The organism is Methylotetracoccus oryzae, from assembly GCF_006175985.1.
In the GTDB taxonomy this organism is placed as follows: Bacteria; Pseudomonadota; Gammaproteobacteria; order Methylococcales; family Methylococcaceae; genus Methylotetracoccus; species Methylotetracoccus oryzae.
This window is the reverse complement of sequence record NZ_SRSH01000001.1, coordinates 422,470-446,396: the sequence shown is the minus strand read 5'-3', so window position 1 is coordinate 446,396 and position 23,927 is coordinate 422,470. Positions and strand designations below refer to the sequence as shown.

At 63.0% G+C, this 23,927-nt stretch carries 20 protein-coding genes; 14 read left to right on the top strand and 6 right to left on the bottom strand.

What is annotated here, in order from left to right:
• Positions 1-7: 7 nt before the first annotated feature.
• Positions 8-193, top strand: a complete 186-nt coding sequence (locus tag BWR02_RS01985; protein WP_139556074.1) for a hypothetical protein — start codon at positions 8-10, stop codon at positions 191-193.
• Entirely contained in the window at positions 190-762 is a 573-nt protein-coding gene (locus tag BWR02_RS01980) for a thermonuclease family protein (protein WP_139556073.1), read from the top strand. The genes BWR02_RS01985 and BWR02_RS01980 overlap by 4 nt, the downstream gene beginning before the upstream one ends.
• Positions 763-784: 22 nt before the next feature.
• Here BWR02_RS01980 and polA read toward each other — a convergent pair whose 3' ends face one another.
• Positions 785-3,499, bottom strand: a complete 2,715-nt coding sequence (gene polA / locus BWR02_RS01975; RefSeq protein ID WP_139556072.1) for a DNA polymerase I — start codon at positions 3,497-3,499, stop codon at positions 785-787.
• Between the two features lie 338 nt (positions 3,500-3,837).
• Here polA and BWR02_RS01970 point away from each other — a divergent pair, with 338 nt between their 5' ends.
• The 5 genes from BWR02_RS01970 to BWR02_RS01950 all read left to right on the top strand — a co-directional run bounded on the left by BWR02_RS01970 (position 3,838) and on the right by BWR02_RS01950 (position 6,867).
• Complete coding sequence (locus tag BWR02_RS01970) at positions 3,838-4,458, top strand: class I SAM-dependent methyltransferase (protein ID WP_139556071.1); 621 nt, start codon at positions 3,838-3,840, stop codon at positions 4,456-4,458.
• Between the two features lie 234 nt (positions 4,459-4,692).
• Positions 4,693-5,424 carry a septum site-determining protein MinC gene (minC, locus tag BWR02_RS01965; protein WP_139556070.1) on the top strand — a complete coding sequence of 244 codons (732 nt, stop codon included), beginning with the start codon at positions 4,693-4,695 and terminating at the stop codon, positions 5,422-5,424.
• A gap of 36 nt (positions 5,425-5,460) precedes the next feature.
• Positions 5,461-6,270 carry a septum site-determining protein MinD gene (gene minD, locus BWR02_RS01960; protein WP_139556069.1) on the top strand — a complete coding sequence of 270 codons (810 nt, stop codon included), beginning with the start codon at positions 5,461-5,463 and terminating at the stop codon, positions 6,268-6,270.
• A gap of 4 nt (positions 6,271-6,274) precedes the next feature.
• Entirely contained in the window at positions 6,275-6,583 is a 309-nt protein-coding gene (gene minE, locus BWR02_RS01955) for a cell division topological specificity factor MinE (RefSeq protein ID WP_139556068.1), read from the top strand.
• A 74-nt stretch (positions 6,584-6,657) separates the two neighbouring features.
• Complete coding sequence (locus BWR02_RS01950) at positions 6,658-6,867, top strand: winged helix-turn-helix domain-containing protein (RefSeq protein ID WP_129884263.1); 210 nt, start codon at positions 6,658-6,660, stop codon at positions 6,865-6,867.
• 40 nt (positions 6,868-6,907) lie between these two features.
• On the opposite strand, the gene BWR02_RS01945 is transcribed toward BWR02_RS01950, so the two are convergent.
• Entirely contained in the window at positions 6,908-7,414 is a 507-nt protein-coding gene (locus BWR02_RS01945; protein ID WP_139556067.1) for a SixA phosphatase family protein, read from the bottom strand.
• Positions 7,415-7,889: 475 nt separating this feature from the next.
• Here BWR02_RS01945 and BWR02_RS01940 point away from each other — a divergent pair, with 475 nt between their 5' ends.
• The 4 genes from BWR02_RS01940 to ppnN all read left to right on the top strand — a co-directional run bounded on the left by BWR02_RS01940 (position 7,890) and on the right by ppnN (position 13,686).
• Positions 7,890-9,437, top strand: a complete 1,548-nt coding sequence (locus tag BWR02_RS01940) for an OpgD/OpgG family glucan biosynthesis protein (RefSeq protein WP_236101827.1) — start codon at positions 7,890-7,892, stop codon at positions 9,435-9,437.
• The gene (locus tag BWR02_RS01935; protein WP_139556066.1) at positions 9,434-9,913 is read left to right on the top strand and encodes a hypothetical protein; all 480 of its coding nucleotides are present in this window, start codon (positions 9,434-9,436) and stop codon (positions 9,911-9,913) included. Before BWR02_RS01940 ends, BWR02_RS01935 begins: the two co-directional genes overlap by 4 nt.
• A gap of 27 nt (positions 9,914-9,940) precedes the next feature.
• Positions 9,941-12,016 carry a glucans biosynthesis glucosyltransferase MdoH gene (gene mdoH, locus BWR02_RS01930; RefSeq protein WP_139556065.1) on the top strand — a complete coding sequence of 692 codons (2,076 nt, stop codon included), beginning with the start codon at positions 9,941-9,943 and terminating at the stop codon, positions 12,014-12,016.
• Between the two features lie 305 nt (positions 12,017-12,321).
• Positions 12,322-13,686, top strand: a complete 1,365-nt coding sequence (gene ppnN, locus BWR02_RS01925) for a nucleotide 5'-monophosphate nucleosidase PpnN (RefSeq protein WP_139556064.1) — start codon at positions 12,322-12,324, stop codon at positions 13,684-13,686.
• A gap of 46 nt (positions 13,687-13,732) precedes the next feature.
• Here ppnN and BWR02_RS01920 read toward each other — a convergent pair whose 3' ends face one another.
• Positions 13,733-14,326 (bottom strand): SPOR domain-containing protein, encoded by a 594-nt coding sequence (locus BWR02_RS01920; RefSeq protein ID WP_162559974.1) that lies wholly within the window; start codon positions 14,324-14,326, stop codon positions 13,733-13,735.
• Between the two features lie 67 nt (positions 14,327-14,393).
• Entirely contained in the window at positions 14,394-16,151 is a 1,758-nt protein-coding gene (gene argS / locus BWR02_RS01915) for an arginine--tRNA ligase (RefSeq protein WP_139556210.1), read from the bottom strand.
• 301 nt (positions 16,152-16,452) lie between these two features.
• Here argS and BWR02_RS01910 point away from each other — a divergent pair, with 301 nt between their 5' ends.
• Positions 16,453-16,650, top strand: coding sequence for a hypothetical protein (locus BWR02_RS01910; RefSeq protein WP_139556062.1), 198 nt, complete (start codon positions 16,453-16,455; stop codon positions 16,648-16,650).
• A 96-nt stretch (positions 16,651-16,746) separates the two neighbouring features.
• Here the strand turns inward: BWR02_RS01910 and gnd are convergent, their stop codons facing one another.
• Positions 16,747-18,249 carry an NADP-dependent phosphogluconate dehydrogenase gene (gene gnd, locus BWR02_RS01905; protein ID WP_139556061.1) on the bottom strand — a complete coding sequence of 501 codons (1,503 nt, stop codon included), beginning with the start codon at positions 18,247-18,249 and terminating at the stop codon, positions 16,747-16,749.
• A 190-nt stretch (positions 18,250-18,439) separates the two neighbouring features.
• Positions 18,440-19,363 carry a phytanoyl-CoA dioxygenase family protein gene (locus BWR02_RS01900; protein ID WP_139556060.1) on the bottom strand — a complete coding sequence of 308 codons (924 nt, stop codon included), beginning with the start codon at positions 19,361-19,363 and terminating at the stop codon, positions 18,440-18,442.
• A gap of 360 nt (positions 19,364-19,723) precedes the next feature.
• On the opposite strand from BWR02_RS01900, the gene BWR02_RS01895 reads away from it, so the two are divergent.
• Complete coding sequence (locus BWR02_RS01895; protein ID WP_139556059.1) at positions 19,724-23,137, top strand: hypothetical protein; 3,414 nt, start codon at positions 19,724-19,726, stop codon at positions 23,135-23,137.
• A 16-nt stretch (positions 23,138-23,153) separates the two neighbouring features.
• Positions 23,154-23,855, top strand: a complete 702-nt coding sequence (gene bioD, locus BWR02_RS01890) for a dethiobiotin synthase (RefSeq protein WP_139556058.1) — start codon at positions 23,154-23,156, stop codon at positions 23,853-23,855.
• Positions 23,856-23,927: the final 72 nt, after the last annotated feature.

The window sequence follows — 23,927 nt, the reverse complement described above, 5'->3', positions numbered from 1 at the left end:
CCTTGCTATGAGCGCACGCGCAAAATGCCTTGCCGCCCTGACGGTGCTGGCTCTGCTGGGCATCGGTCCGATACCGACGACGACGTTGCTCGGATTCTATGTGGTCCTGCGTCGGCCTCGGTGGTTTCGGGACCTGATTGCCGATTTGTATGCGGAGGCGGACGACTCGCCCTCGCCCGAGCGCGGCCGATGACGGCGCCGGACGGCACTAAGAGCCCTGATCTGGCAGTCGCTGCTCCCGATCAAGAGGGCGGTTGGCGAAGAGGCCTCGGCATCGATTCGTCGCGCACCGGCGTAGGTTGGCTCCTGGTCCTGCTGGCGGCAACCCTGTGGGGCCTCCTGCCGTCGGCGGTGTCGGCCTTCGAGGTCAGCAGCTACGCGTTCGTCAACGACGACGGCACCATCCGCATCAAGAATCGCACGTTCCGCTTGTTCGGCCTCTATATCCCGCGTACGGCCTATACCTGCCAGCGGTTCACGCTGCCGAACAACTGCGCCTCGCAGACGCGCCTCGCGCTGGAGTTCAAGATCGGCTCGAAGTTCGTGCATTGCCTGGCTGATGGTCAATACGGGGACGGTACGTATCCGGCCTACTGCGACGTCGAGGGTTATGATCTCGGAACCTATCTGATCGAACAGGGCTTTGGCGTCGTGTTGCCCGATGCGCCGCTGGAGTACATCTTGATCGAGCGCATCGCCCGCAGCCGTGGTGTCGGCGTGTGGGCCGTGCCGGGCCAGGATCTGTATCGTTTCCCGCCGTAGCGCTGTTGCCGGAGAGGGCGCCTCAATGCGCTTCGTCCCAGTTCCGGCCCACACCGATGTCGACGACCAGGGGCACTGCGAGTTCTGCAACCCCGACCATGTGGTCGCGGATCGCCGCGCACGCCGTGTCGACGTAAGCTTCCGCGACCTCGAACACCAGTTCGTCATGGACTTGCATGATCATCCGGACCGGGAGGCGCCTGGTTTCGATCCAGGCATCGACCGCGATCATGGCCCGTTTGATGATGTCGGCGGCCGTGCCCTGCATCGGTGCGTTGATCGCCGTGCGTTCGGCATATTGCCGCCGCTGGCCGTTGCGCGACTGAATGTCCTCGACATGCAGTCGCCGGCCGAACAGGGTTTCGACGTAGCCTTGCGCCCGCGCCGCTTCGCGGGTCTGCTCCATGTACGCCTTGACCCCCGGATAGCGGGCGAAATAGAGGTCGATGTAGAGTTGGGCTTCCTTCTGCGGGATCTTCAGCTGTTTGGCGAGGCCGAAGGCCGACATGCCGTAGATCAGCCCGAAATTGATGGCCTTGGCCGAGCGTCGCTGGTCGGCTGTCACCGCGTCGGGGGCTAGACCGAAGACTTCGGCAGCGGTGGCGCGATGGACGTCGGCTTCCGCGGCGAAGGCGGCCGTGAGACTGGCGTCGCCCGAAAGGTGGGCCATGATGCGGAGTTCGATCTGAGAGTAGTCGGCGGCGATGATGCGATGCCCCGGCGGTGCGATGAAGGCCTGGCGGATGCGCCGCCCCTCCTGCGTCCGGACCGGAATGTTCTGGAGATTGGGGTCGGACGAGGACAGTCGGCCGGTGGCCGCGACAGCCTGATGATAAGAGGTATGGACCCGGCCGGTGCGGGCATTCACCTGTTCGACCAGACGATCCGTGTACGTCGACTTCAGCTTGCTCATCGATCGAAAGTCGAGAATCAGCTGCGGCAGTTCGTAGTGCTCGGCCAGATCCTGCAGCACCGATTCATCGGTCGAGGGCTGGCCCGTGGGCGTCTTTTTCAGGACAGGTAGATTCAACTCGTCGTACAGGATGCTCTGGATCTGTTTCGGGGAGCCGAGGTTGAAACGGTGCCCGGCAACGGCGCAGGCTGCCTGCTCGATTTCGAACATCCGCGCGGCCAGTTCGCCGCCCTGCACCGCGAGCAGTTCCACGTCGACCAGCACGCCGGTCCGCTCGATGCGCGACAGCACGGGCACCAGCGGTATCTCGACATCCCGGTACAGCGCTTCCAGCCGCGGGGCGGCCGTGAGCTGCGGCCATAGTGCGCGGTGCAGGGCTAGCGTGATCTCAGCGTCCTCGGCCGCGTATTCCGTGGCGCGCTCGACCGAGACCTCCGAGAAAGGGATCTGCTTGGCACCCTTCCCCGCCACGTCTTCGTAGTGGATGGTCTGGCGCTGGAGGTAGCGTGAGGCCAGCGAGTCCATGTCGTGCCGGGTCGCCGTGCTGTTCAGCACGTAGGACTCGAGCATCGTGTCATGGGCGATGCCGCGCAGCGCGATGCCATGATTGGCCAGCACGTTGGCGTCGTATTTCAGATGCTGGCCCAGCTTGGCACGGCCGGGGTCTTCCAGCAGCGGCCGCAGGCGCTCCAGCACGGCCTCGCGCGACAACTGCGGCGGCGCACCCGGGTAGTCGTGCCGCAGCGGCACATAGGCGGCCCGTCCCGGTTCGGCTGCGAACGACACGCCGATGATCTCGGCGTCCATGTAGTTAAGGCTGCTGGTTTCCGTGTCGAACGCGAACAGTTCGGCCCGTTCGAGCTCGGCCAGCCACGCGTCGAGCGCGCTTTCGGTGACGACCATCTCGTACTCGCGGCCGGGTTCTTCGGGCGCCGTCGAGGCGGTCGGCGCCGCTGGGCTGCCCGCGCCGTTCAGTTGTTTGAGCCAGGACGAGAACTCGAGCTCGGCCGCGATTTCTCGCAAGACGTCTGTGTGCACCGCTTGGCGCCGCAGACTGTCCGAGGACAGGTGCAGAGGCAGATCGCAAGCGATCGTGGCCAACTGCCTCGACAGTGGGATCTGGTCGAGACAGCCGCGGAGATTCTCGCCGATCTTTCCGCCGATCTCGTCGGCGCGCGCGATCAACTGATCCAGGTCACCGAATTCGTTGAGCCACTTGGCCGCGGTCTTGGGGCCGACCTTGGGCACGCCGGGGATGTTGTCGGCCGTGTCTCCGGTCAGCGCGAGAAAGTCGACGATACGCTCGGGGGGCACGCCGAACTTGGCGATGACTCCTTCGCGGTCGAGGCGACTGTCGAACATCGTGTTCTCCAGCGTGACCCGCTCGCCGACGAGTTGCGCCATGTCCTTGTCCCCGGTCGAGATGACGACCGGGCTGCCTTCCGCCGCGGCCCGTGTGGCCAGGGTTCCGATGACATCGTCGGCTTCGACGCCTGCTTCGATCAGCAGCGGCAGGCCCATGGCGCGAATCAAGCGCTGCAAAGGTTCCAACTGGCAGCGCAAGTCGTCCGGCATGGGCGGGCGCTGTGCCTTGTACTCGGCAAACAGGTCGTCCCGGAACGTTTTGCCCGGCGCGTCGAACACGACGACGACGTCGGCGTCGGGATACTCGGCCATCAGCTTGCGCAGCATGTTCGCGACCCCGTAGACCGCGCCAGTCGGCATGTTCTTGGAATTGGTCAGCGGCGGCAGGGCGTGGTAGGCGCGGTACAGGAACGAGGAGCCGTCCACCAGCACCAGCAGCGATTCCATGGGATTAGTCATCAGTCGGGCATCTCGTCCGTTTGCGGGGGGGCGCGGTCGGTGGGGCGGAGTCGGGGCGGCGTCGTTCCCGAGTCCGGAAGGGCATGCGGTGCGGGAGCCATCTCCGATGCGCGAAGTGATTTTAGCGAACCCGGCCGGGATCTGTACTCTCGGGAGTGGGCGCGCTCCGCCGCGGCGCGGGGCAAGTGCATTCCAATTGCGTGCCTTAGCCATTATGATCTTGCTGCCGCTCCGTCAGCCGGGAAGCTCAGTCCCGGTCCAGTCCGCCTCCGGGGAACTGGAACGACTCTCGGGACCGCGTCATCAATACGGATCGGGGTTGAGGAATAATCACAAATATGCAGCTGGAATCCATTCTGAAATCCTACGAGCGCTATGCGCCCGTCTACGATCAGACCTTCGGTTGGCTGTTGAGCTATCGCGGTCGCACCATGGCAGCGGGGGTCACCAATCACCGGCCTGGCAGGGTGCTCGAAGTCGGTGTCGGCACCGGCATCAGCCTGAGCTACTATCGCCGCGAGCACCAGGTGCATGGCATCGACATTTCGCCCCATATGCTGGAGCGGGCACGCCGGCGCGTGTCGCGGATGCGCTTGGCACACGTCAGCCACCTGGAAATCATGGACGCTAGGGAAATGCAGTACCCCGACAACAGCTTCGACGCGGTCGTCGCAGCATATGTGATGTCGGTCGTCCCCGAGCCGGAGCGGGTCATCAGCGAGATCGAGCGGGTATGCAAGCCGGGCGGGGATGTGATCATCGTGAATCACTTTGCCGCGCGCAAAGGTATGCGCCGGAATCTCGAGAGCCTGCTGGCCCCCCTATCGAACAAGCTGGGGTGGCGGCCCGACATGCCGGTCGAGGAGATCCTGCAAAACACCTCATTGCGGGAAGTCAAGCGGCATCGACTACCTCCGCTCGGCCTGTTCACCATGCTCCATTTACAAAAGGGGCACTAGAGCTTCCTGAGCCGGGCTTTGGCCCGGGCCGGTTGTCGAGCGTGTTCCGTGCAGCGCCTCATCACCGTCGCGCGGGCTCAGGTTGAAGCGGTTGAAACGGGTGCGGGGGAATCCAGGCGAAGCGCACAGGTGTCACGCCACGCGCCCGCTGAAGAACTTCCAGTGCCGTTTTGTTGCCTGTAAGTGATAGAATTGGCGAAAATTTTTCCACTGGAAGTCGCACCCCCTCGCGCAATGCCCCCGCAAGCCACAGACCCTCCCGCTTCCGTTGCCCTCGAGATCAAGTCGGGTTCGGTCAATCTGCTGACGCTGAAACTCGCCGACGGCGATCTGGACCGGGTCGCCAAGCAACTGACCGAAAAAGTGCAGAACGCGCCGGAATTCTTCCGGAATGCGCCGGTGGTTATCGAGCTCAGCGCGCTGAATACGCGGCAGTCCACCCTGGATTTTGAGCGTCTGAGCACCCTGCTCCGCTCGCTGGGTCTGAGTCCGGTGGGGGTGCGTGGCGGGCACGGTGCGCTCAATCAGGGGGCTGAATCTGCCGGCCTGGCGGTGTTGGCGGAGCGGGTGGAGACGCCTGCCCGAGAAGCGCCAAAGCCGGTGGCGCCGAAGTCGGAATCGCCCTTGCCGACGCTCGGCGGGGGGTCGCGCGTAATTGATCAACCAGTCCGCTCGGGCCAGCGCCTCTATGCAGCCGGGGGCGATCTTATCGTGCTGGCGCCGGTCAGTGCCGGTGCCGAGTTGCTGGCCGACGGCAACATTCATATCTACAGCTCGCTGCGCGGCCGGGCGCTGGCCGGCGTGCAGGGTAACCTGAGCAGCCGCATCTTCTGTCTGGATCTGCAGGCGGAGCTCATCGCGATCGGCGGGCACTATCAGATTAGTGAAAACCTCGAGGAATCGATTCGCGGCAAGCCGGTTCAGGTTTTTCTGCGTGACGGCGCTCTGATCATCGAGGATTTGTAGAGCGCTGCCGTATTCTGGGTTCTCGGGAGGAAACACGTGTCAAGAATCATTGTGGTGACATCGGGTAAAGGCGGGGTCGGAAAGACCACGACGAGCGCTGCGTTTGCCATGGGCCTGGCCATGAAGGGCTATAAGACGGCGGTCATCGATTTCGATGTGGGCCTGCGCAACCTCGACCTGATCATGGGGTGCGAACGGCGCGTCGTTTACGATTTCGTCAACGTCATTAATGGCGAAGCCACGCTGAATCAGGCGCTAATCCGCGACAAGCGGCGTGATAACCTGTCGATCCTGCCCGCGTCACAGACGCGCGACAAGGAATCTCTGACGCAGGAGGGCGTCGAACGGGTCTTGAACGAGTTGTCGGAAACGTTTGAATACATCGTTTGTGATTCCCCCGCGGGTATCGAGCGGGGTGCGACACTTGCGATGTACTTCGCCGATGACGCGATTGTTGTCACCAATCCGGAGGTTTCCTCGGTGCGGGATTCGGATCGGATGCTCGGCATCCTCGCCAGCAAGTCACGGCGTGCCGAGCAGGGTCTTGAGCCGATCAAGGAGTACCTGTTGCTGACACGGTATTCCCCGGAGCGTGTGCGCCTCGGCGAGATGCTTAGCGTGGCGGACGTCCAGGATATTCTTTCGCTCCATCTGCTCGGAGTGATCCCCGAGTCCAAGTCGGTATTGAGTGCCTCGAACTCCGGCACCCCCGTTACGCTGGACGAGAAGAGCGACGCGGGCCAGGCGTACCGTGATGTCGTCCGCCGGTACCTCGGGGAACGCGTACCGCACCGGTTCGTCGAAGAGGAAAAGAAAGGTTTGTTCAGCCGGCTCTTCGGAGGCTAATCCCATGGGGCTCTTGGACTATTTCCGTTCCCGCACCCCGAACACGTCCAGCGCTTCGGTCGCCAAGGAGCGTTTGCAGATTCTCGTCGCGCACGAACGCTCCGAGCGCAATAAGCCCGATTACCTGCCGCGGCTGCAGCGCGATCTACTCGAAGTGGTGCGGCGCTATGTGCATGTCGACGATAACGCGATCACCGTCACGATGGAGGAAGACGGCACTCACGAGGTGCTGGAACTAAACATCGTGCTGCCCGAGGAGGCTGCCGCAGCGCCGAAGCCGAAACCCCGACAGCGATCTCATCCGCGGCGTTGAGCCGAAGCCGCGCTGCGTGGATCACGTTTACGCTGGCAATCCTTATTGAATCAGACCTACAGAGAGGCCGAAACATGAGTGATGATTTCCACGAGAGCATTGGCGCAGCCGCGGGCAAGGTGTGGACATTTCTGTCGGAGAGTGGCCCGGCAAGCGCCACCAAGCTGGCTGACAGCATCGGGCTCGAGCGCACCGACGTCCAGCGCGCCATCGGATGGTTGGCCCGGGAGGGCAAGGTGAGCGTGGAACGCAAGGGCAAAAACGAATTCTTCAGCCTGTCCTGACGACCGTGCACCGGGTTTCGGCAATGAGCGACGGAGGGCTTTAGCTTTCCGACGACCGGTGTTGCTTCGGGTAGTCGAAAAATTTCAGGCGGCCGGCTGCCGGACTGACCGCGGCCCACGTGTCGACGGCAAACTCGATAGCGGCGACCCCACACGTCGGAACGTTGTCGATCCCCGTTTCGGTCAGGGCGTTGACCAATTCGGTGAAGCCGGGATTGTGCCCGAACAGGATCGTTTGATTCGAGTCGTCCGGCAGGCCTTGGATCAGGGCCAGAAGGCTTGTCGCCTCGGCCAGATAGATCCGGTCGTCAACCGCAATCTGTGAGACCGGAAAGCCGATTTGCGCGGCGATCAGCTTGGCCGTGTTCAACGCACGTCGGGCCGGACTGGAAATCATGCGGTCGGGCGACAGCCCGCGTTTCCTCAGGACCGCGCCCATGAGCGGTGCATCCCGCTGGCCGCGGCCGTTCAACGGGCGATCCCGATCGTCAAGACCCGGGTCGTCCCAACTCGATTTGGCGTGCCTGATGAGAACCAGATTTTTCATTGGGTTTCGTGTGCCTTTCGAATCTGCGTCGAGCCCTTATGCCGCCGCCGCCGGCGCGTTTTGGCCCTGCCCGGAGGGGGTGAGGGCCCACGTTCGTTTTCGAATGCCTCGAAGTCTACCTGCGGCGATTGGGGTGCGAGACCGGATGATGCTGTATTGATGGTCGTGCCGGTATACTATAGCGATTCCCGGAGCGATGCAGGGGATACTCTGAGGCATACGGAAGCAGCGGGTGGACTGCTATTCCCGCGCTGCAGTGAAGGATTGATCCGACGCGGCGATGCTGGCGCGCTTGGGGTTACCGGTGGCCTGCGGGACCGGGACCGCCTGCCCCGTAGCGCTGCCGCTACACGTCGAGCCGCACGCGCCACGTTCCGCGCCTGACCTGCCGTCCCCCGGCCCATCGCAGGGTTTGCGATGATGGTCATATTCCAATTCTGCAATCCTTGAGTTTCTGCATCCGACCCATTTCCCCGTGAACACATTTCATAGTGACCACTCCCGCGTCGTGAGAGCCCTCCTGGTGGGATTCGTGCTGCTGTTCGTGCATTTTGCGCGCGCGGAACCGGCTGCGCCCGTTCCCTTCGATTTCGCGGCCGTCGTATCGAAAGCACGGGCGCTCGCAGCGAAACCCTACGCGCGTGACGATGGCGGTTTGCCGGAGCAGTTCGCCAAACTCGACTACGACGCTTACCAGGAGATTCGCTTCAAGTCCGACCGTGCCTTGTGGCGGGGTGAAGGCCTGCCGTTTCAGTTGCAGCTCTTCCACCGGGGCAACATGTTTCGCGACCGGGTCGCGATCAACGTCGTTGATCAGGGCACTCCGACGCGCATTGCGTACTCGCCGGAACTGTTCGATTTCGGCGCAGCCAAGCCGCCGGCCCCGCTCCCGCCCGATCTCGGGTTTGCCGGAGTGAAGATCGATTACCCGCTGCGACGCGACGGCAGCTTCGAGGATATCGCCATCTTTCTCGGCGCGAGCTACTTCCGTGCCGCCGGACTGGGCCAGATTTATGGCCTGTCCGCTCGCGCTCTGGCCGTCGATACGGGGTTGCCGAAGGCGGAGGAGTTTCCAATCTTTCGCGAGTTCTGGATTGCCAAGCCGGCCAAAGAGGCCGGTGTGCTGACGATTTATGCGCTACTCGACAGCCCGAGTGTTTCAGGAGCTTACCGCTTCGATCTGAAGCCGGGGTACCAACTCACCGTCGACGTACAAAGTCGCTTGTTTTTCCGTAAGCCGGTGGACCGGCTTGGGATGGCTCCGCTGACGAGCATGTTCTTTCACGGTGAGAACACGGACCGATTCATGGACGATTTTCGTCCGGAGGTGCACGACTCGGATGGGCTCCTGATGGCGCGTAGCAACGGCGAATGGCTGTGGCGCCCGCTCAACAACCCCCGACAGCTTCGCATCAGCGTCTTCCGCGAGGAGAATCCGGTCGGTTTCGGCCTGCTCAAGCGTGACCGTAACCCGGATCACTATCAGGATTTCGGAGCCCGTTACCAACTTCGTCCCAGCGTCTGGGTCGAGGCGCGCGGTGAATGGGGACGCGGGGCCGTCTACCTGATCGAAATCCCCAGCGATGCGGAAAAGTACGACAACATCGTCGCCTTCTGGGTGCCGGACGCACCGATCAAGGAAGGGTCGGAAGTGGCCTTCGATTACCGTCTTCACTTCCTGCTCGACGAGAGCATGGCGCCTCAGAACGGACGCGTCGTGGCGACGCGGGTCTCGGCCAGTCCCGGCAAGTCGGACCGGCCGCGGCGCCATTTCGTCGTCGATTTCGCCGGCGAGGCGCTCAGCCGGCTGAGTCCCCAGGCGCAGTTGGTCGCGGATGTCGGAAGCTCGTCGGGGCAGATCGTGAAGCTGTCGGTAGAAAAGAATGATGCGCTGGGTACCTGGCGCGTGAGCTTCGACCTGGAGCGGGAAGAGGACCAGGATCCAGTGGAACTGCGCGCCGTCCTGAAGGCCGGTGCGGACGTCTTGTCAGAAACATGGATTTACCAGTGGAGCGCTCGTTGACAGGTTCGGTTATCGATTCCGACGTGACGGTAGCCGCCTCTGCGGAAGAGGCGTCTCCCGTGCCGCAAGCCCTGTGGGATTACCTCGATCGCGTGGGCGTACGTAATGAGGCGCTGCGCGCTTCGCTCGCCCGGCAATGCCTGAAACAGGCTCGGAAAGGCGCAGGCCCGCAGGTCGCGGAGCAGCTGGCCTCGGAGGCGATCGAAGAGGTACAGCGGCGTCTCGACCGCGCGCTCGCGCAGGGTCTGGGGTTGCATCCGGTGCGGGACGCGGCGAAGCTCGCGGGCTTGCGCGCTGCGCTCGCCATGGGCCAGCCGGATTTGTCTGCCGATTTCCTGTTCGAGGGGCGTGACGCTGACAACCGGGAGCAACAGCTGGCCCGCTTGATCGCGCGACTGCCGATCGCCACTCCGCCCGAAGCCCATTTGCCGATGCCGGCGCAGCCGTTCCACTTCGTGTTCTTCAAGTCTTCCTGACGCTCTATTGCTCCGGTGATTGACTCCATGCCTGCCGCCACCGTCTTTCCTCGCCGCATACGCGTTTTGCGCCGCGTCGTCTTCTTCTCCCTGGTGGTTCTGACGACGGTTGCGGCGCTGGCCATGATCGCCAGTGCCTTCCAGCAAAACGGCATCACGCCCCAGGAACTGCTACTGCTCTTCCTCTACATGTTGCTGATTCTTTGGGTCAGCACGTCGTTCTGGCAGGCCACGATCGGCTTCTGGCTACTGCTGTGGGGTGGGGACCGGCAGTCGATCTCTCGTCTGCCGCCGCGCGCGGGCGGCCGGACGGATCAGGCGCCGCCGAAGACCGCCCTCGTGATGCCTATTTACCATGAAGATCCCGAGCGCGTGTTCGCCGGGTTGCGGGCGATCTACCAATCCTTGCGAGACACGGGGCGAGCCGACGAGTTCGAACTGTTCGTACTGAGCGATTCGCGGAATCCGGATGTGTGGCTGGAAGAGGAAGTCCACTGGTATCGAATGTGTTGTGACTTCGATGCGCATGGGAAGATTTTCTATCGCAACCGGGAAAAGAACATCGCTCGCAAGAGCGGTAATCTGGAGGAGTTCTGCCACCGTTGGGGCGCGCGCTACCGCTACATGATCGTGCTCGATGCGGACAGCCTGATGTGCGGGTCCACGCTGACACGCATGGTCGACCTGATGGAAGCCCATCCCACCGTCGCATTGATCCAGTCTCCTCCGCTTCCGGTCAACCACAAGTCGTTGTTCGCGCGTATTCTCCAGTTCGCCAGCAGTCTGTACGGGGAGATTTTCGCCGCGGGCGCCTCTTTCTGGCAGCTCTCGGACAGCAACTATTGGGGCCACAACGCGATCATTCGCGTGAAGCCTTTCGCCGAGCATTGCGGGCTGCCTAAGCTGCCAGGCAAGGAACCGTTTGGGGGAGAAATCTTCAGCCACGACTTCGTAGAGGCCGCGTTGTTGCGCAAGGCGGGTTGGGAAGTCTGGCTCGCTTACGATCTCAAAGGCAGCTACGAAGAGTTGCCACCGACTTTGATCGACTACGCGAAGCGCGACCGTCGCTGGTGTCAGGGCAACCTGCAACACGTCAGGATGGTGTTCGCGCGCGGTTTCTCGCCGCTCAGCCGCCTGCATTTCCTGATGGGCATCATGTCCTACCTGTCGTCGCCGCTGTGGTTCCTGTTTCTGCTCGTCACGGGCTTCGAGGCCTATGTGCAGAGCCAGACCATGCCGGTCTATTTCTTCGGCGACAATGTGTTCCCGGTCTGGCCCGAGTCGTATGCGGTCGAGATGACGACGGTATTGCTCGTGACGCTGGCGATGCTGTTCCTGCCCAAAATCTGGAGCCTGCTGCTGTTACTGGTGCGCAGCGAGGACCGAAAGGCGTATGGCGGCATCGTCCGCATCACGCTCAGCGTGCTGTTCGAAAGCATCTTTTCGGTACTGACCGCCCCCATCCTGATGTTGTACCAGACCAATTTCGTGCTGGCGATTCTGTCGCGTCGCAGCACGGCCTGGCTGGCGCAGCAGCGTTCGGACCACCGGCTCAGTGTGAAGGAGGCGTTTCTGGCGCATTGGGGACAGACCTTCGTCGGTATTCTCGCCGGTTACGTCAGCTACCGTTACGTGCCGAGCTTCTTCTGGTGGTTCCTGCCGGTGCTGGCGGGGTTGGCCTTTGCGATTCCTTTGTCGATGCTGTCGAGCAGCACGGCCCTCGGACTGCTCGCGAGGCGGCTCGGCTTGTTTCTGACTCCGGAGGAGTCCGCGCCCCCTGCCGTCCTGAACTACCTGAAGGACAATCTGGCGCAGGCGGCCGCCTCTCGGCTCGCCGTGGACGACACCCTGGAAAGCAAGATCGGCGATCCCGCGGTCTGCTCGCTGCACATCGCGTTGCTGCCTCATCGCCTCGTCAAGCGCCGTCAACGTCACCAGTTGCGCGCGCTGACCTACCAAGTGATCGAGGAAGGTCCCAGTTCGCTTTCGGTGCCGGAGAAGCGGGCACTCGCTGCCGATCCCGACTCGTTGACCCGGCTGCACATCCTGTCCTGGGCGCAACGCGACACTGGGAACGCCAGTCCGCAGCGCGCCGCTTCGTAGTCGATACAGTTGTACACACGGTGCGCGGCGCCTGACCGCGCTGCCGACATAGACCATCGATTACCTGGAATTCGCTGGATGATGGATGTAGGACGCTGTTTTTATTGGAGTCCAATGGACTGGAAAAATCTCGCTCAAGGTGATGTATCCCGCCGTCTCATGCCGCATTCCGGCCATTGCCAAGCCCTGTTCCACAGCTTTATCCACAGGTTCTGTGGGTATCTCTTCCGTGGAGCCTGCGAGCGGCGCGGGGCTATGGAGGCGCGATGACGAACAGGCCTTCCGTCCCTGAGAATTCGGATTCCATGGGCACCGTAAACGTTCTGGTCAGTCCGGAGCGCAGCATGGAGGTCCTGTCACGCCTGGAAGTCAACCGCCTGCTCGATACCAGCGAGAGCGGGTTGCACGAGTTGTTTCGGCGCTGTTCCCTGGCGGTACTGAACTGCGGGAGCACGGAGGACAACAGTAAAGCCATTTTCGAGCGGTTCCGGACTTTCGACATCCGCGTACTGCAGCAGGAACGCGGCATCCAGCTGGAGTTGGTCAATGCGCCTGCCGGCGCGTTTGTCGACGGGGCCATGATCAAGGGGATCAGGGAGCATCTGTTCTCGGTCCTGCGCGATGTCGTCTACACACAATTCGAGATCGTCGAAAATCCCGCGTTCGACCTATTGTCGCCGGCGAACATCACCAACGCGATTTTTCATATCCTGCGGAATGCCGGCAGTCTGAGCCCGCAGCGGGATCCGAATCTCGTCGTTTGCTGGGGCGGCCACTCGATAAGCCGCGAGGAATACGACTACACCAAGGAGGTCGGGCACGAACTGGGTCTGCGCGGCCTGGATGTCTGCACGGGCTGCGGGCCGGGCGCCATGAAGGGTCCGATGAAGGGCGCCAGCATCGGTCACGTCAAACAGCGTCTGACCGGAGCGCGGTACGTCGGCATCACCGAACCCGGAATCATCGCCGCTGAGCCGCCCAACCCCATCGTCAATGAACTCATGATCATGCCGGACATCGAAAAACGCCTCGAGGCGTTCGTTCGCGTCGGGCATGCGATCATCGTTTTTCCGGGCGGTGCCGGTACGGCCGAGGAGATCCTCTACCTGCTCGGCATTCTATTGACGCCGGACAACAAATACATCCCGCTGCCGGTGATCTTCACCGGTCCCAGGGAGAGTGCGGAGTATTTCGCGATGATCGATGCGTTCATCGCAGCCACCCTGGGGCCGGATGCGCAGAAGCGCTACCGTATCATCCTGGACGATCCGGCGCGTGTGGCCCGCGAGGTGCGGAGCGGTATGGCACTGGTCGAGAACTTTCGCGCTCAGCACAACGATGCGTTCTATTTCAACTGGTTGCTGAGAGTCGATCAGGATTTTCAAACGCCGTTCGTGCCGACCCACGAGAATATGGCGGGCCTCGAGTTGCAGCGCGGTCAGGCGGGACACCGGCTGGCGGCGAATCTTCGCCGCGCTTTTTCCGGGATTGTGGCCGGCAACGTCAAGGCGGAGGGCATCCGGCGAGTCGAGGAAGGCGGGCCATTCAGGATTTCCGGAGAGGCTGAGGTGATGGCACCCCTCGACCGCATGCTGTCCGCGTTCGTCGACCAGGGTCGTATGAAACTGCCTGGTACGAAGTACGAACCCTGTTACCGTCTGGCTGACTGAGGGATCGATAGGGACGGGGGGATCGTGTGCGATCCCGGCGGCACGCTTACTTGACGGACTTGCTCTGTTGCAGCACGCTGTCGATGTGATGTTTGCGGAGCTGCGCCCGGACCTTCTCGGCTTCCGCCAGCGTGCTGAACGGTCCCAGTTTCACTCGATACCAAGTGGCCTTATCGATCAGCACCTTCTCCATTTTGCCTTTCACCTTGGCTTCGCCGAGTCGCGCCCGCGTTTTCTCGGCATCTTCCAGTTTCGAGTAGGCACCGACCTGGATCACGAAGCCACCCGGAGCTGTCGGTTTCCCGGCCTTCTCGTCTCGCTTCAGGCTGGCGATGTCCCGCTCCGAAACGATGACTTCCTTTTCCGGCAGTATCTTGTAGAAGGTGAAACGCGGCTCGGGAAGTTCGATATCCGGCGGTGCCTCAGGCTTGCCGGCTTTTTTGCCCTTGGTGCGTTCGGGTTTCTTGGGGCTTTCCCGTGACGCAGTTTTGGCATTCGGGTCAGGTTTCTCCTCGCTTGCCGCCGTCTGCCCCGAGGCTGCTGCCTCCTCATCCGTTGCCGCGTTGTTCTGATGCGTGATCAAAGCGAAAGTGCCGGCGCCGCCGATCAAGACCAGTACCGGCAACAACCAGACCCACACCGGCTTCCGCCGGCGCCGAGGGCCTCGCCATGAATTGGGGACTCGGTCTTTGTAATCCTTGGGCATGCTACATCGCTTCCGGTGCCGAGAGGCCAAGCAAATCGAGGCCGTTGGCGATAACCTGCCGCACGGCGTCGATCAGATTCAGACGGGCGTCGCGCAGCTCGTGGTCATCGATGAGGAACGGGCACGCATTGTAATAGGTGTGAAAGTCGCTCGCGAGCTGCCGCAGGTACTGTACCAGCTGATGGGGTTCATGGCTCAAAGCGGCGCTTTCTACGACTTCAGGGTACCGGGACAGACTCGACAGGACGGCCGCCTCATGCGGCTCGCCCAGCCGCTTGAGGTGATCCATACCCTGCTGGAGATTCCTCGCCCAGCCCTTTTCATCGAGTTGGCGAAACACGCTGCAGATCCGGGCATGGGCATACTGCACATAGTACACCGGGTTCTCGTTGCTCTTTGAGGTCGCCAGTTTCAGGTCGAAATCCATGTGCTGGTCGGAGCGGCGCATGACGTAGAAGAACCGGGCCGCATCGCGGCCGACCTCGCCCCGCAACTGGCGCAGCGTGATGAACTCGCCGGATCGCGTGGACATCTGGACCTTCTCGGCACCGCGGTACAACACGGCGAACTGGACCAGTAACACATGCAGCCGGCTGGCGTCGCCCCCCAAGGCCTGGATCGCGCCTTTTACGCGCGGCACATACCCGTGATGATCGGCGCCCCAGACGTTGATGATCTGGTCGTAGCCACGCTGCAGCTTGTGCCAGTGGTACGCGATGTCCGAGGCGAAGTAGGTGATCTGGCCGTTCTCGCGCACGACCACGCGATCCTTCTCGTCACCGAAACGGGTCGATGCGAACCAGGTTGCCCCGTCCTGCTGATACAGCAAGCCCGCTTCCCTGAGTACGCCGAGCGCACCCTCTACGGCGCCGCTGTCGGCGAGTCGGCGTTCGGAGAACCATTCCTCGTAGGTGACCCCGAACTCGTCGAGGTCGTCGCGGATATCCTGCAGGATGCTCGTCAGTCCGGCATCGAACACGAGCCGGTAGTCGTTGCCCAGCAATGACTTTGCACGGTCGATCATCGCGTCGATGTACAGTTCCTTGTCGCCCCCGTCCGGCTCGTCGGACGGTAGCCCCTGGAGCACGTCCGTCGCCGGCCGCCGGTAGCGATCGCCCGCGCTATGGTGCAAGTCCCAGGCGATCGTGCGTATGTATTCGCCGCGATAGCCGTTGCTCGGAAACGGCAGTACGTCGCCGCACTCCTCCAGATAACGCAGCCAGACGCTGGTCGCCAGGATGTCCATCTGTCGACCGGCGTCGTTGACGTAGTATTCCCGGTGAACTTCAAAGCCGCAGGCCTGCAGCAAGCTCGCCACCACCGATCCATAAACCGCGCCCCGCCCATGGCCCACATGCAGGGGTCCGGTCGGGTTAGCGGAGACGAATTCAATCTGCACCTTCTGGCCGGCACCGATCCGGCTCCGGCCGAACAGCGGCCCTTCCTCGTGTATGGTGCGGACGACGGCGGTGTGCGCATCGGGTGCGAGGAAAAAATTGATGAACCCCGGCCCGGCGACTTCGACCTTGACCACCAGCGGGTCGCCGGGCAGCTGTTGGATGATGCGCTCGGCGAGTTGTCTGGGAGGACACTTCGCGGCTTTGGCGAAGCTCAGCGCGATGCTGGAAGCGAAGTCGCCGTGCTGCGCGTCACGCGCCCTCTCGATGCCGGGGCGAAGCGTCGAATCGGAGGGCAGGTCGCCCGAGGCCTGCAGCGCAGCAATGGCGTGTTCGAGCAGACGGATCAGTCGGTTCTTGATCATGTAAACGGGAAGGTACCTTGCGGCGTTACGTCACGTAGCCGGATGTCGGCCGTGCCACCGACGGTTCTGAATGGCTGAATGCGGGTCGGGCCGACTTCCGGAACGGATCCGGCTTGATCCAGGGCCATTCCCCGGAAATCATCAGCCGGCTCGAGAGGACCGCGCCCATTACTTCAGGCTTATTATCCTAAATTCCTGAAGCGTTACACAATGCGGGGGGGGGGCGGGCACCGCCTTTCATGCGCCCACGGCCCGGTCTACCATGATCCGTTATTCTCCCTTCCGCTCCGAGACGAAAATGACCTCCACCGAAATCGTCCACCGTCTGCGCGTCGGCTTTGCCCTGGTTGTCGGCGTGTTGGCCGGAAAGTTCGCCGCACAGATGATGCAACACCATGCGTCCGAGTTTTTCATCGGCGCCTTCATGCTGGGGGTCATGGCGACCCATGGGTGCTACTGGCTGTTCGATCGGGTGCGCCGGCCGGATTCATCCTGACCGCGCGTCGTCGTTGCCGCGAAATGGCTCCCGGTTGTGGCCGGGGCGATGAGCATTGCAGCGCATCGCCCCGCCTGTCGTGTTCGAGCGTCCCTCTCAGCTCTGGATCTGTGGTCGCCCGGGTACTGGCCAGTCGATGTGGAAGAACAGCCCGCGCGGCTGGTCCGTGCGCTCGTAAGTGTGGGCCCCGAAGTAGTCGCGCTGCGCCTGCAGCAGGCTGGCCGGCAGCCGCTCGCTGCGATATCCGTCATAGTAGGCGAGGGCCGAGTAGAAGGTCGGAGCGGGGACACCGTTGGTGGCAGCGGCTCCGACGACCTCCCGCCAGTGACCCTGGCAGCGATCGACTTCGCCCCTGAAATAGGGATCCAGCAGGAGGTTGGTCAGATTCGGGTCGCGCAGATAGGCCTCGGTGATCTTCTGCAGGAAGCGGGCCCGTATGATGCACCCCCCGCGCCAGATTTTGGCAATGTCGCCGAAGGGCAATTGCCAGCCGTATTCCGTCTGGGCATGGCGCATCAGCTGAAAGCCCTGCGCGTAGGCGCAGATCTTCGAGCAATACAGGGCGTCGTGAATCGCGTCGATGAAGTGCTGCCGATCGCCCGAAAAGTTCGCCTTGGGTCCGCTCAGGATTTTTGCCGCGGCCGTTCGTTCGTCCTTCACCGCGCTGAGAAAGCGCGCGAATACGGCTTCGGCGACCGTCGGTGCGGGGACGCCCATGTCGAGTGCGTTGACCGAGGTCCATTTGCCCGTGCCCTTCTGGCCCGCGGTGTCGAGCACGACATCGACAAAAGGCTGGCCGGTCAGGGGATCACGCTGTTGCAGGATGTCCGCCGTGATCTCGATCAGAAAGGAATCCAGCAGCCCGCTATTCCAGGTCGAGAAGACCGCCGCGATCTCGGGTGGCGTCATCCCGAGCAGGTTTCGCATCAGGGCGTACGCCTCGCAGATCATCTGCATGTCGCCGTACTCGATGCCGTTGTGAACCATCTTGACGTAGTGTCCCGCCCCGTTGGGGCCGATGTACGTCGTGCAGGGCACCCCGCCGGTCACCGGCCGTCCCGGGGCGGCCCCTTCCAGCGGCTTCCCGGAGTTCGGGTCGACCTTCGCGGCGATGGCAGTCCATATCGGTTCGATCTCGCGATAGGCTGCCGGGTCGCCGCCGGGCATCAACGATGGCCCGAAACGGGCTCCTTCTTCGCCGCCCGATACGCCGGACCCGACGAAACGCAGCCCCTGGTCCGCCAGCGTCTTCTCGCGCCGGATCGTGTCCATCCACTGGGCATTGCCGCCGTCGATGACGATGTCCCCCGGTTCGAGCAGTGGCACCAGACCGTCGATCACGGCGTCAGTCGCCGCGCCGGCCTTGACGAGGATGACGATTTTGCGCGGCCGCTTCAGGGCCTGAACGAAACCGGCCAGCGTTGTCTCGCCCTGCAGTCCGCCGGGTGTGTCCGGATGGTCGGCAACGAACTTCTCGGTCGTCGCCGTCGTACGATTGTAGACCGCGATGCGAAAGCCGTGATCCGCGACGTTCAATGCCAGGTTCTGGCCCATCACGGCCAGGCCGATCAGACCAATATCGCAGGAGGGGGTAGACATGGTTGCGGGCGCTCCGTGGTGTGCCAACCGAACCCCTATTCTACGTCCGTGGAGCCGACGCGGCACAGCAATCCGCTTTCGGCCGAACTTGCGCCCGATTTAATCCGGCGATCATCGGTCGCGCGAGACGCGGGTTCGGTGCCGGTTCGGCTGTTGGCAGTCCGCCGTAGCGAGGACTCGCGCGCGCCGCTTAGCGGTTGGGATCGTAGACGAGTTCGCCGTGGTGACCGGTCTCGTCGTCGTAAATTGCGATGATTTCGTCGGGCAGTGTGGCCAGGTCGGTGGCGCGGAGATAGTCCCGGATTGTCGAGCCGGTGCAACGCTCGTCGCACCAGGGTGCCCCGGCCCTGGCTGCCAGATCACTGCGGTGCACGGTGCGAAAATCGATGCTGAAGCGCGTCTTGCCGGACGTGTTCGGAACACTCGAATGCATCTGTGCAGCGGAGAAAAGCACGATGCTTCCGACTTGCCCGATTAGCCGGATCTGCGGGTCCAGTTCCAGCGCCTCGGTCGGCTTGGGCAGCGGCCGCGGGTCTTCCCGTAAATACTGCGTCACGGTGGCGCCGCGATGCAGCTTGTTCCATTCGTAGTAGTTGTAGCCGTCCGAGCTGTTCTTGACCGGCTTTCCCCAGTACTGCGGGTGGAAAGCCATGCCGTTCTCGGGTGACAGCTCGTAAAGCGGAATCCACCAGTTGATCTGCGACAAGGGTGCCGAATACCAGGTATCGCGGTGCGGATGCCATGCGTACGCGATTCCGGTGGTCAGGTAATTGTCACTGGTCGAGCTGCGCAGCTTCGGGACGTCGAAGTACGTCTCCCCGAGATCGCAGCCAAACTCGTCCAGGATGTTCCTCAGGTGCCGTTTGGATTCCGGGTGATGGATGAACGCTGGCTTGAGCTCGCCAAGGATCCGGGCATACTCCTCGACCGGCAGGTGATGCTGGGCCGTCTCGGGATCAAGGCCTTGGAACGCATTGGCAATCAACGCGCGGGCGAAATCGCAGAAGGCCAAGGTATTGGCGGTCGGCGAGTAAACGAACAGCTGGCCTGCATAAAGCTGTTTACGGCGAGTCTCGTCGTCGCAGCGGGCATCGAAATAAATGGTGTTGTTCATGGTCTACTCCCTCGCCAAGCGCAGAGAAATTAAACTTCGGCTTTGGCGATCGCAGGGTCGGCGGTGCATCTCGTCGCCGGAGTCGCGGCCCGGGCCTTAGCGTCAGATTCTAGTTCACGCCGAAGTCTACCGCTGAAAAACGTCGCCCGGTGCGTCTGGACGCACCGGGCACGAGAATGGCGCGAGCGAAAGTTGATACCATGTAGCGCGCCGAATCAAGCCGGGCGTTCGTGGAAGCAGGGTGCCGGTAGCGCGACGCCTTCGGCCCTCGACCACCCGCTCGTGCCGCCGATGCGTCGCGACCACCGGGACGCGGTGAACGTCCCGCGAAGAACAACGATAACCAGGGATAATTCAAGCATGAACCGTCCTGCAGACGTACGCGCGAATCTTCCAGCGTCTCTCGAAAACGCTTGCGGCCTGTCGATTCAGTGCAACGCCAACGGGTCCGTACGGCGGATCGCGTGTGGCGACATCACCTTCAACCTGTTTCCCGGCGATGAAGTCGAAGGGGGGCTGGCGAACATCTACTTGCGCCGGCGCGGTGCGACCACTGCTTGCGTTCCCTTGCTTGGCCCCTCCAGCCCGAGCGTCATCGGCTGCGATGGACGTCAGCTGACAGCAACCGGAGAATGGCAAGGTATCCGTTATCGACTGACTCTCGTGTTGGCCGAGACGGCGACGGCCTGGTTCTGGCACCTTAGCTTGCATAACGCGGGCCCGCGCTCCGCGCTGATCGATCTGGTCCATGTGCAGGATACGGCGCTGGCGCATTATGGCGCCATACGGCTGAACGAATACTATGTCAGTCAATACGTGGACCATACGCCACTGACCCATCCCGAGCAGGGCGCCCTGCTTGCCGTGCGGCAGAATCTTCCGATGAGTGGACGCCAGCCCTGGGCGTTGATCGGTTCGCTCGGGGAAGGGGTCGGCTTTGCGACCGATGCGTTGCAGCTCTATGGTCGGGCTCACCGCGCCGGAGCGTTGCCGATTGGACTGACGTCACCGGCTTTGCCCAGTGTCCGTCACCAGCACGAGCATTCCCTGGCCGCGATCCAGGATCGGCCGATCTTCCTCGTTCCCGGGGCGCAGGCGAAGAGCGGTTTTTTCATCTGGTTCGAAGCAGATCATCCGGAGGCCAGCAGCGATGCCGACCTGGTGTTCGTCGAGCGCGCGTTGGCGCTGCCCGAGGCCGCGGTACCCTCTCCGTCCGGGAACCCGGTGACCGGGCGCACCGTGCCAACGCGGTTCAGCACACCGAAGCCGCTGCCCACATTGGATCTGACGACGGCCGAGCTGGATGAGTTTTTTGGAGAGGAGCGTCGGGCGCCGGAAGAGGAGGCCGGCAATCTGTTGTCCTTTTTCACCGGGGCCAACGGGCATGTCGTGCTGAAGGCGAAGGAACTTCAGGTGCTGCGCCCGCATGGCCACCTGCTGCGAACCGGCCAGCACCTGACCCCGGACGAGTCCTCGCTGACGTCGACGCTGTGGATGAAAGGGGTGTTCAACTCCCTGCTCACACAGGGACATGTGAGCATCAACCGCCTGCTGTCCACGACGCGGAGCTACCTGAACCTGTTCCTTTCGGGCGGCCAGCGCATCTTCGTCGAGCAGCGCGGCTCCTTCCATCTGCTGGAAACCCCGTCAGCTTTCGAAATCACGCCGGAAGGCGCGCGCTGGCTTTACAAGCATCCGGCGGGGCTGATAGAGATCACCTGCACGGCCGGTGCCGAAGACCCTGTGCTGTCGCTGTCCATCGATGTACTGGCCGGCGCGGCCTGCCGATTTCTGATCTCTCACCGGGTGGCGTTGAACGGGGACGATGGGGCCGATCCGGTGCCGGTGCGATACCGTCGGGATGGTGACGGCGTCATACTTGAGGCCATCACGGAGTCGGATGTAGGAAGGCGGTTTCCCGACGGATTCTTCCGGTTCGATGCCGGTCCGGGAACCCATGTTGAGCAGATCGGCGGTGATGAATTGCTGTTTGCGGACGGTGAGACACGTCATCAACCGTTCCTCGTCGTCATTACGGGCCCGACCGCATCGGCAGATTTCCACCTCAGCGGACACCTGGTGGCACCCCAATCCGGGATGGGCGCCGGATTTGCGCGAGGCGTCGACGGCCAGTCTCTCGACGAGACGGCGCCCTTGCTGATCGCCCGCATCCGGCCGGGCGCCGGTTCCAGCGACCGGCATGCTGCCGGTATCCTGTGTCTCGAAGAGATTCTGCCCTGGTTCGCTCACAACGCCATGGTGCATTACCTGGCTCCCCGCGGACTCGAACAGTTCTCGGGCGGCGGTTGGGGGACACGTGACATCAGCCAGGGTCCGGTCGAGCTGCTGCTCGGCTTCGGCCTGACCGCGCCGGTGCGCGATTTGCTGTGTCGTGTGTTTCGCGCCCAGAACCCCGATGGCGACTGGCCGCAGTGGTTCACGTTCTTTGACCGCGACCGCGGCATTCGCGCCGGCGATTCGCATGGGGATATCGTATTCTGGCCCCTGCTGGCGCTGGCGCAGTACCTGGTGGCCGCAGCCGATGCCTCGATCCTGGATCAGGAACTCGCGTACTTTCACCCGGACGGGGACGAGAGTGCGGAGCGTGCGACGGTTTGGGGGCATGTCGAGCGTGCGCTGGCGGTGATCGACAGCCGAGTCATTCCCGGCACGGCGCTGGCCGCCTATGGCCATGGTGACTGGAATGATTCGTTGCAGCCCGCCGACCCGTCCATGCGGGAGCGTCTGTGCAGCGCCTGGACGGTGACCCTGCATCACCAGATGCTGGCGACGCTGGCGAAGGGCCTGCGGACGGTCGGCCGCGAAGCGCTGGCCGCTCCCATCGAGTCCCGTCTGCCCCGCATCCTCGCCGACTTTCAGCAACACCTGCTGCCCGATGGCGTTCTGACTGGTTTCGCCTATTTTCCGGAAACCGGCCCAACCCGTTATCTGGTTCATCCCCGCGACACGCACACCGGGATGCATTACGGCCTGCTGGCAATGATCCACGCCTTGGCCAACGATCTGTTTTCGCCGGAGCAGGCGCGTGCGCACATCGCGCTGATCCAGGCGCACTTGTTGGCGCCTGATGGTGCCCGTCTGTTCGACCGGCCACCGCCCTACCATGGCGGTCCACAAACTTATTTTCAGCGGGCCGAGAGCAGTTCGTTCTTCGGGCGGGAGATCGGTGTGATGTACATGCATGCCCATCTTCGCTACGCGGAGGCGATGGCCCGGCACGGCGATGCCGAAGCGCTTTTCGATGCGCTGTGCCGCGCGAACCCGATCGCCATCCGCACACTCGTACCGAATGCCGCCTTGCGACAGGCCAACTGCTACTACTCGAGCTCCGATGCGGCGTTCTTCGACCGCTACGAGGCAGCGGCTCGCTATGGCGAAGTCAATGCCGGCACGGTTCCCCTCGAAGGGGGTTGGCGCGTCTATTCGAGCGGCGCCGGCATTGCGACCCGGCTGATCCATCAGCGCTTGCTGGGCTTTGAAATCCGCGAGGCGGCGCTATTGCTGGATCCCGTGCTGCCGTGCGCATTGGATGGCCTGGAGGTCGAGATCGTGTTGTGGGAGCGGCCGGTCACCGTGGTCTATCGTCTCGCCGAAACCGGCAGCGGGCCAAAGGAAATCGTATTGAACGGGACGCCGCTCGTTTTCAGCCGGGAGCCGAACCCCTACCGCACGGGGGGAGCGCTGTTGGGCCGCGCGCAGTTTGCCGAGCATTTCGACATTTGCGACAACCGGCTCGAGGTGCAACTCGCATGATCACGTGGCTTAGTCGATGAAGCGTGCGCTCTCGCCGGGGCTGTTCGTAACTGGCACCGATACCGGCGTCGGCAAGACCCAGGTCGGCGCGGCCGTCGCCAGCCTGCTGCGCGAGCGGGGGATCGTCGTGCAGCCGCGCAAACCCGTGGAGTCGGGCTGCAAGCGGATCGATGACCGGCTGCTTCCGCACGATGCGCTGACGCTCCGGACCGCGGCTGGCCTTAATCTTCCGTTGGAAACCATTTGCCCGCATGCGTTCGAGCCCGCGCTTTCGCCCGAGCGGGCCGCGATGCTATCGAGCGCGGGGCTGACCCTGCAGGATCTGGTGCAGGCATGTCGAACCGGGGTCGGCGCGGACGACTTTCTGCTAGTCGAAGGAGCCGGCGGCTTTTACAGTCCGATCGCCGCCGGGGCGCTCAACGCCGACCTCGCCTCGGCCCTAGGCTTGCCGGTGCTGCTCGTCGCGGCCGATCGACTCGGGGTGATCAACCATACGCTGCTGACCGTCGAAGCCATCGAACGCCGCGGCCTGACGCTGGCCGCAATCGTCCTTAACCGCGCCGAGCCGTTGAGCGACCCGGAGATGGACAACGCGGCCGATCTGAGCCGCTGGCTGGGGCGGCCGCCGATTGTCACGGAGCATGGGACTTCGGGCGCTACCGGTGATGGCTGGCGCGCACTGCGGCCGGCGCTGACCGCATTGGCCGCCAGCTTGTAGTGGAACGTATCCGAAGTCGCGTCGAGCCAGGCCCGATGTCGTGAAACTTTCTCCTCCATGATTCCAGGAGCT

What these genes read in the sequence shown, in the direction of transcription:
- bioD (WP_139556058.1), top strand. Translation starts at nt 23,154, where the DNA reads ATGAAGCGTGCGCTCTCGCCGGGGCTGTTCGTAACTGGCACCGATACC.
- minC (WP_139556070.1), top strand. Translation starts at nt 4,693, where the DNA reads ATGCCCCCGCAAGCCACAGACCCTCCCGCTTCCGTTGCCCTCGAGATC.
- minE (WP_139556068.1), top strand. Translation starts at nt 6,275, where the DNA reads ATGGGGCTCTTGGACTATTTCCGTTCCCGCACCCCGAACACGTCCAGC.
- BWR02_RS01950 (WP_129884263.1), top strand. Translation starts at nt 6,658, where the DNA reads ATGAGTGATGATTTCCACGAGAGCATTGGCGCAGCCGCGGGCAAGGTG.
- polA (WP_139556072.1), bottom strand. Translation starts at nt 3,499, where the DNA reads ATGACTAATCCCATGGAATCGCTGCTGGTGCTGGTGGACGGCTCCTCG.
- BWR02_RS01910 (WP_139556062.1), top strand. Translation starts at nt 16,453, where the DNA reads ATGACCTCCACCGAAATCGTCCACCGTCTGCGCGTCGGCTTTGCCCTG.
- BWR02_RS01970 (WP_139556071.1), top strand. Translation starts at nt 3,838, where the DNA reads ATGCAGCTGGAATCCATTCTGAAATCCTACGAGCGCTATGCGCCCGTC.
- BWR02_RS01945 (WP_139556067.1), bottom strand. Translation starts at nt 7,414, where the DNA reads ATGAAAAATCTGGTTCTCATCAGGCACGCCAAATCGAGTTGGGACGAC.
- BWR02_RS01895 (WP_139556059.1), top strand. Translation starts at nt 19,724, where the DNA reads ATGAACCGTCCTGCAGACGTACGCGCGAATCTTCCAGCGTCTCTCGAA.
- ppnN (WP_139556064.1), top strand. Translation starts at nt 12,322, where the DNA reads ATGGGCACCGTAAACGTTCTGGTCAGTCCGGAGCGCAGCATGGAGGTC.
- BWR02_RS01980 (WP_139556073.1), top strand. Translation starts at nt 190, where the DNA reads ATGACGGCGCCGGACGGCACTAAGAGCCCTGATCTGGCAGTCGCTGCT.
- gnd (WP_139556061.1), bottom strand. Translation starts at nt 18,249, where the DNA reads ATGTCTACCCCCTCCTGCGATATTGGTCTGATCGGCCTGGCCGTGATG.
- mdoH (WP_139556065.1), top strand. Translation starts at nt 9,941, where the DNA reads ATGCCTGCCGCCACCGTCTTTCCTCGCCGCATACGCGTTTTGCGCCGC.
- BWR02_RS01985 (WP_139556074.1), top strand. Translation starts at nt 8, where the DNA reads ATGAGCGCACGCGCAAAATGCCTTGCCGCCCTGACGGTGCTGGCTCTG.
- BWR02_RS01900 (WP_139556060.1), bottom strand. Translation starts at nt 19,363, where the DNA reads ATGAACAACACCATTTATTTCGATGCCCGCTGCGACGACGAGACTCGC.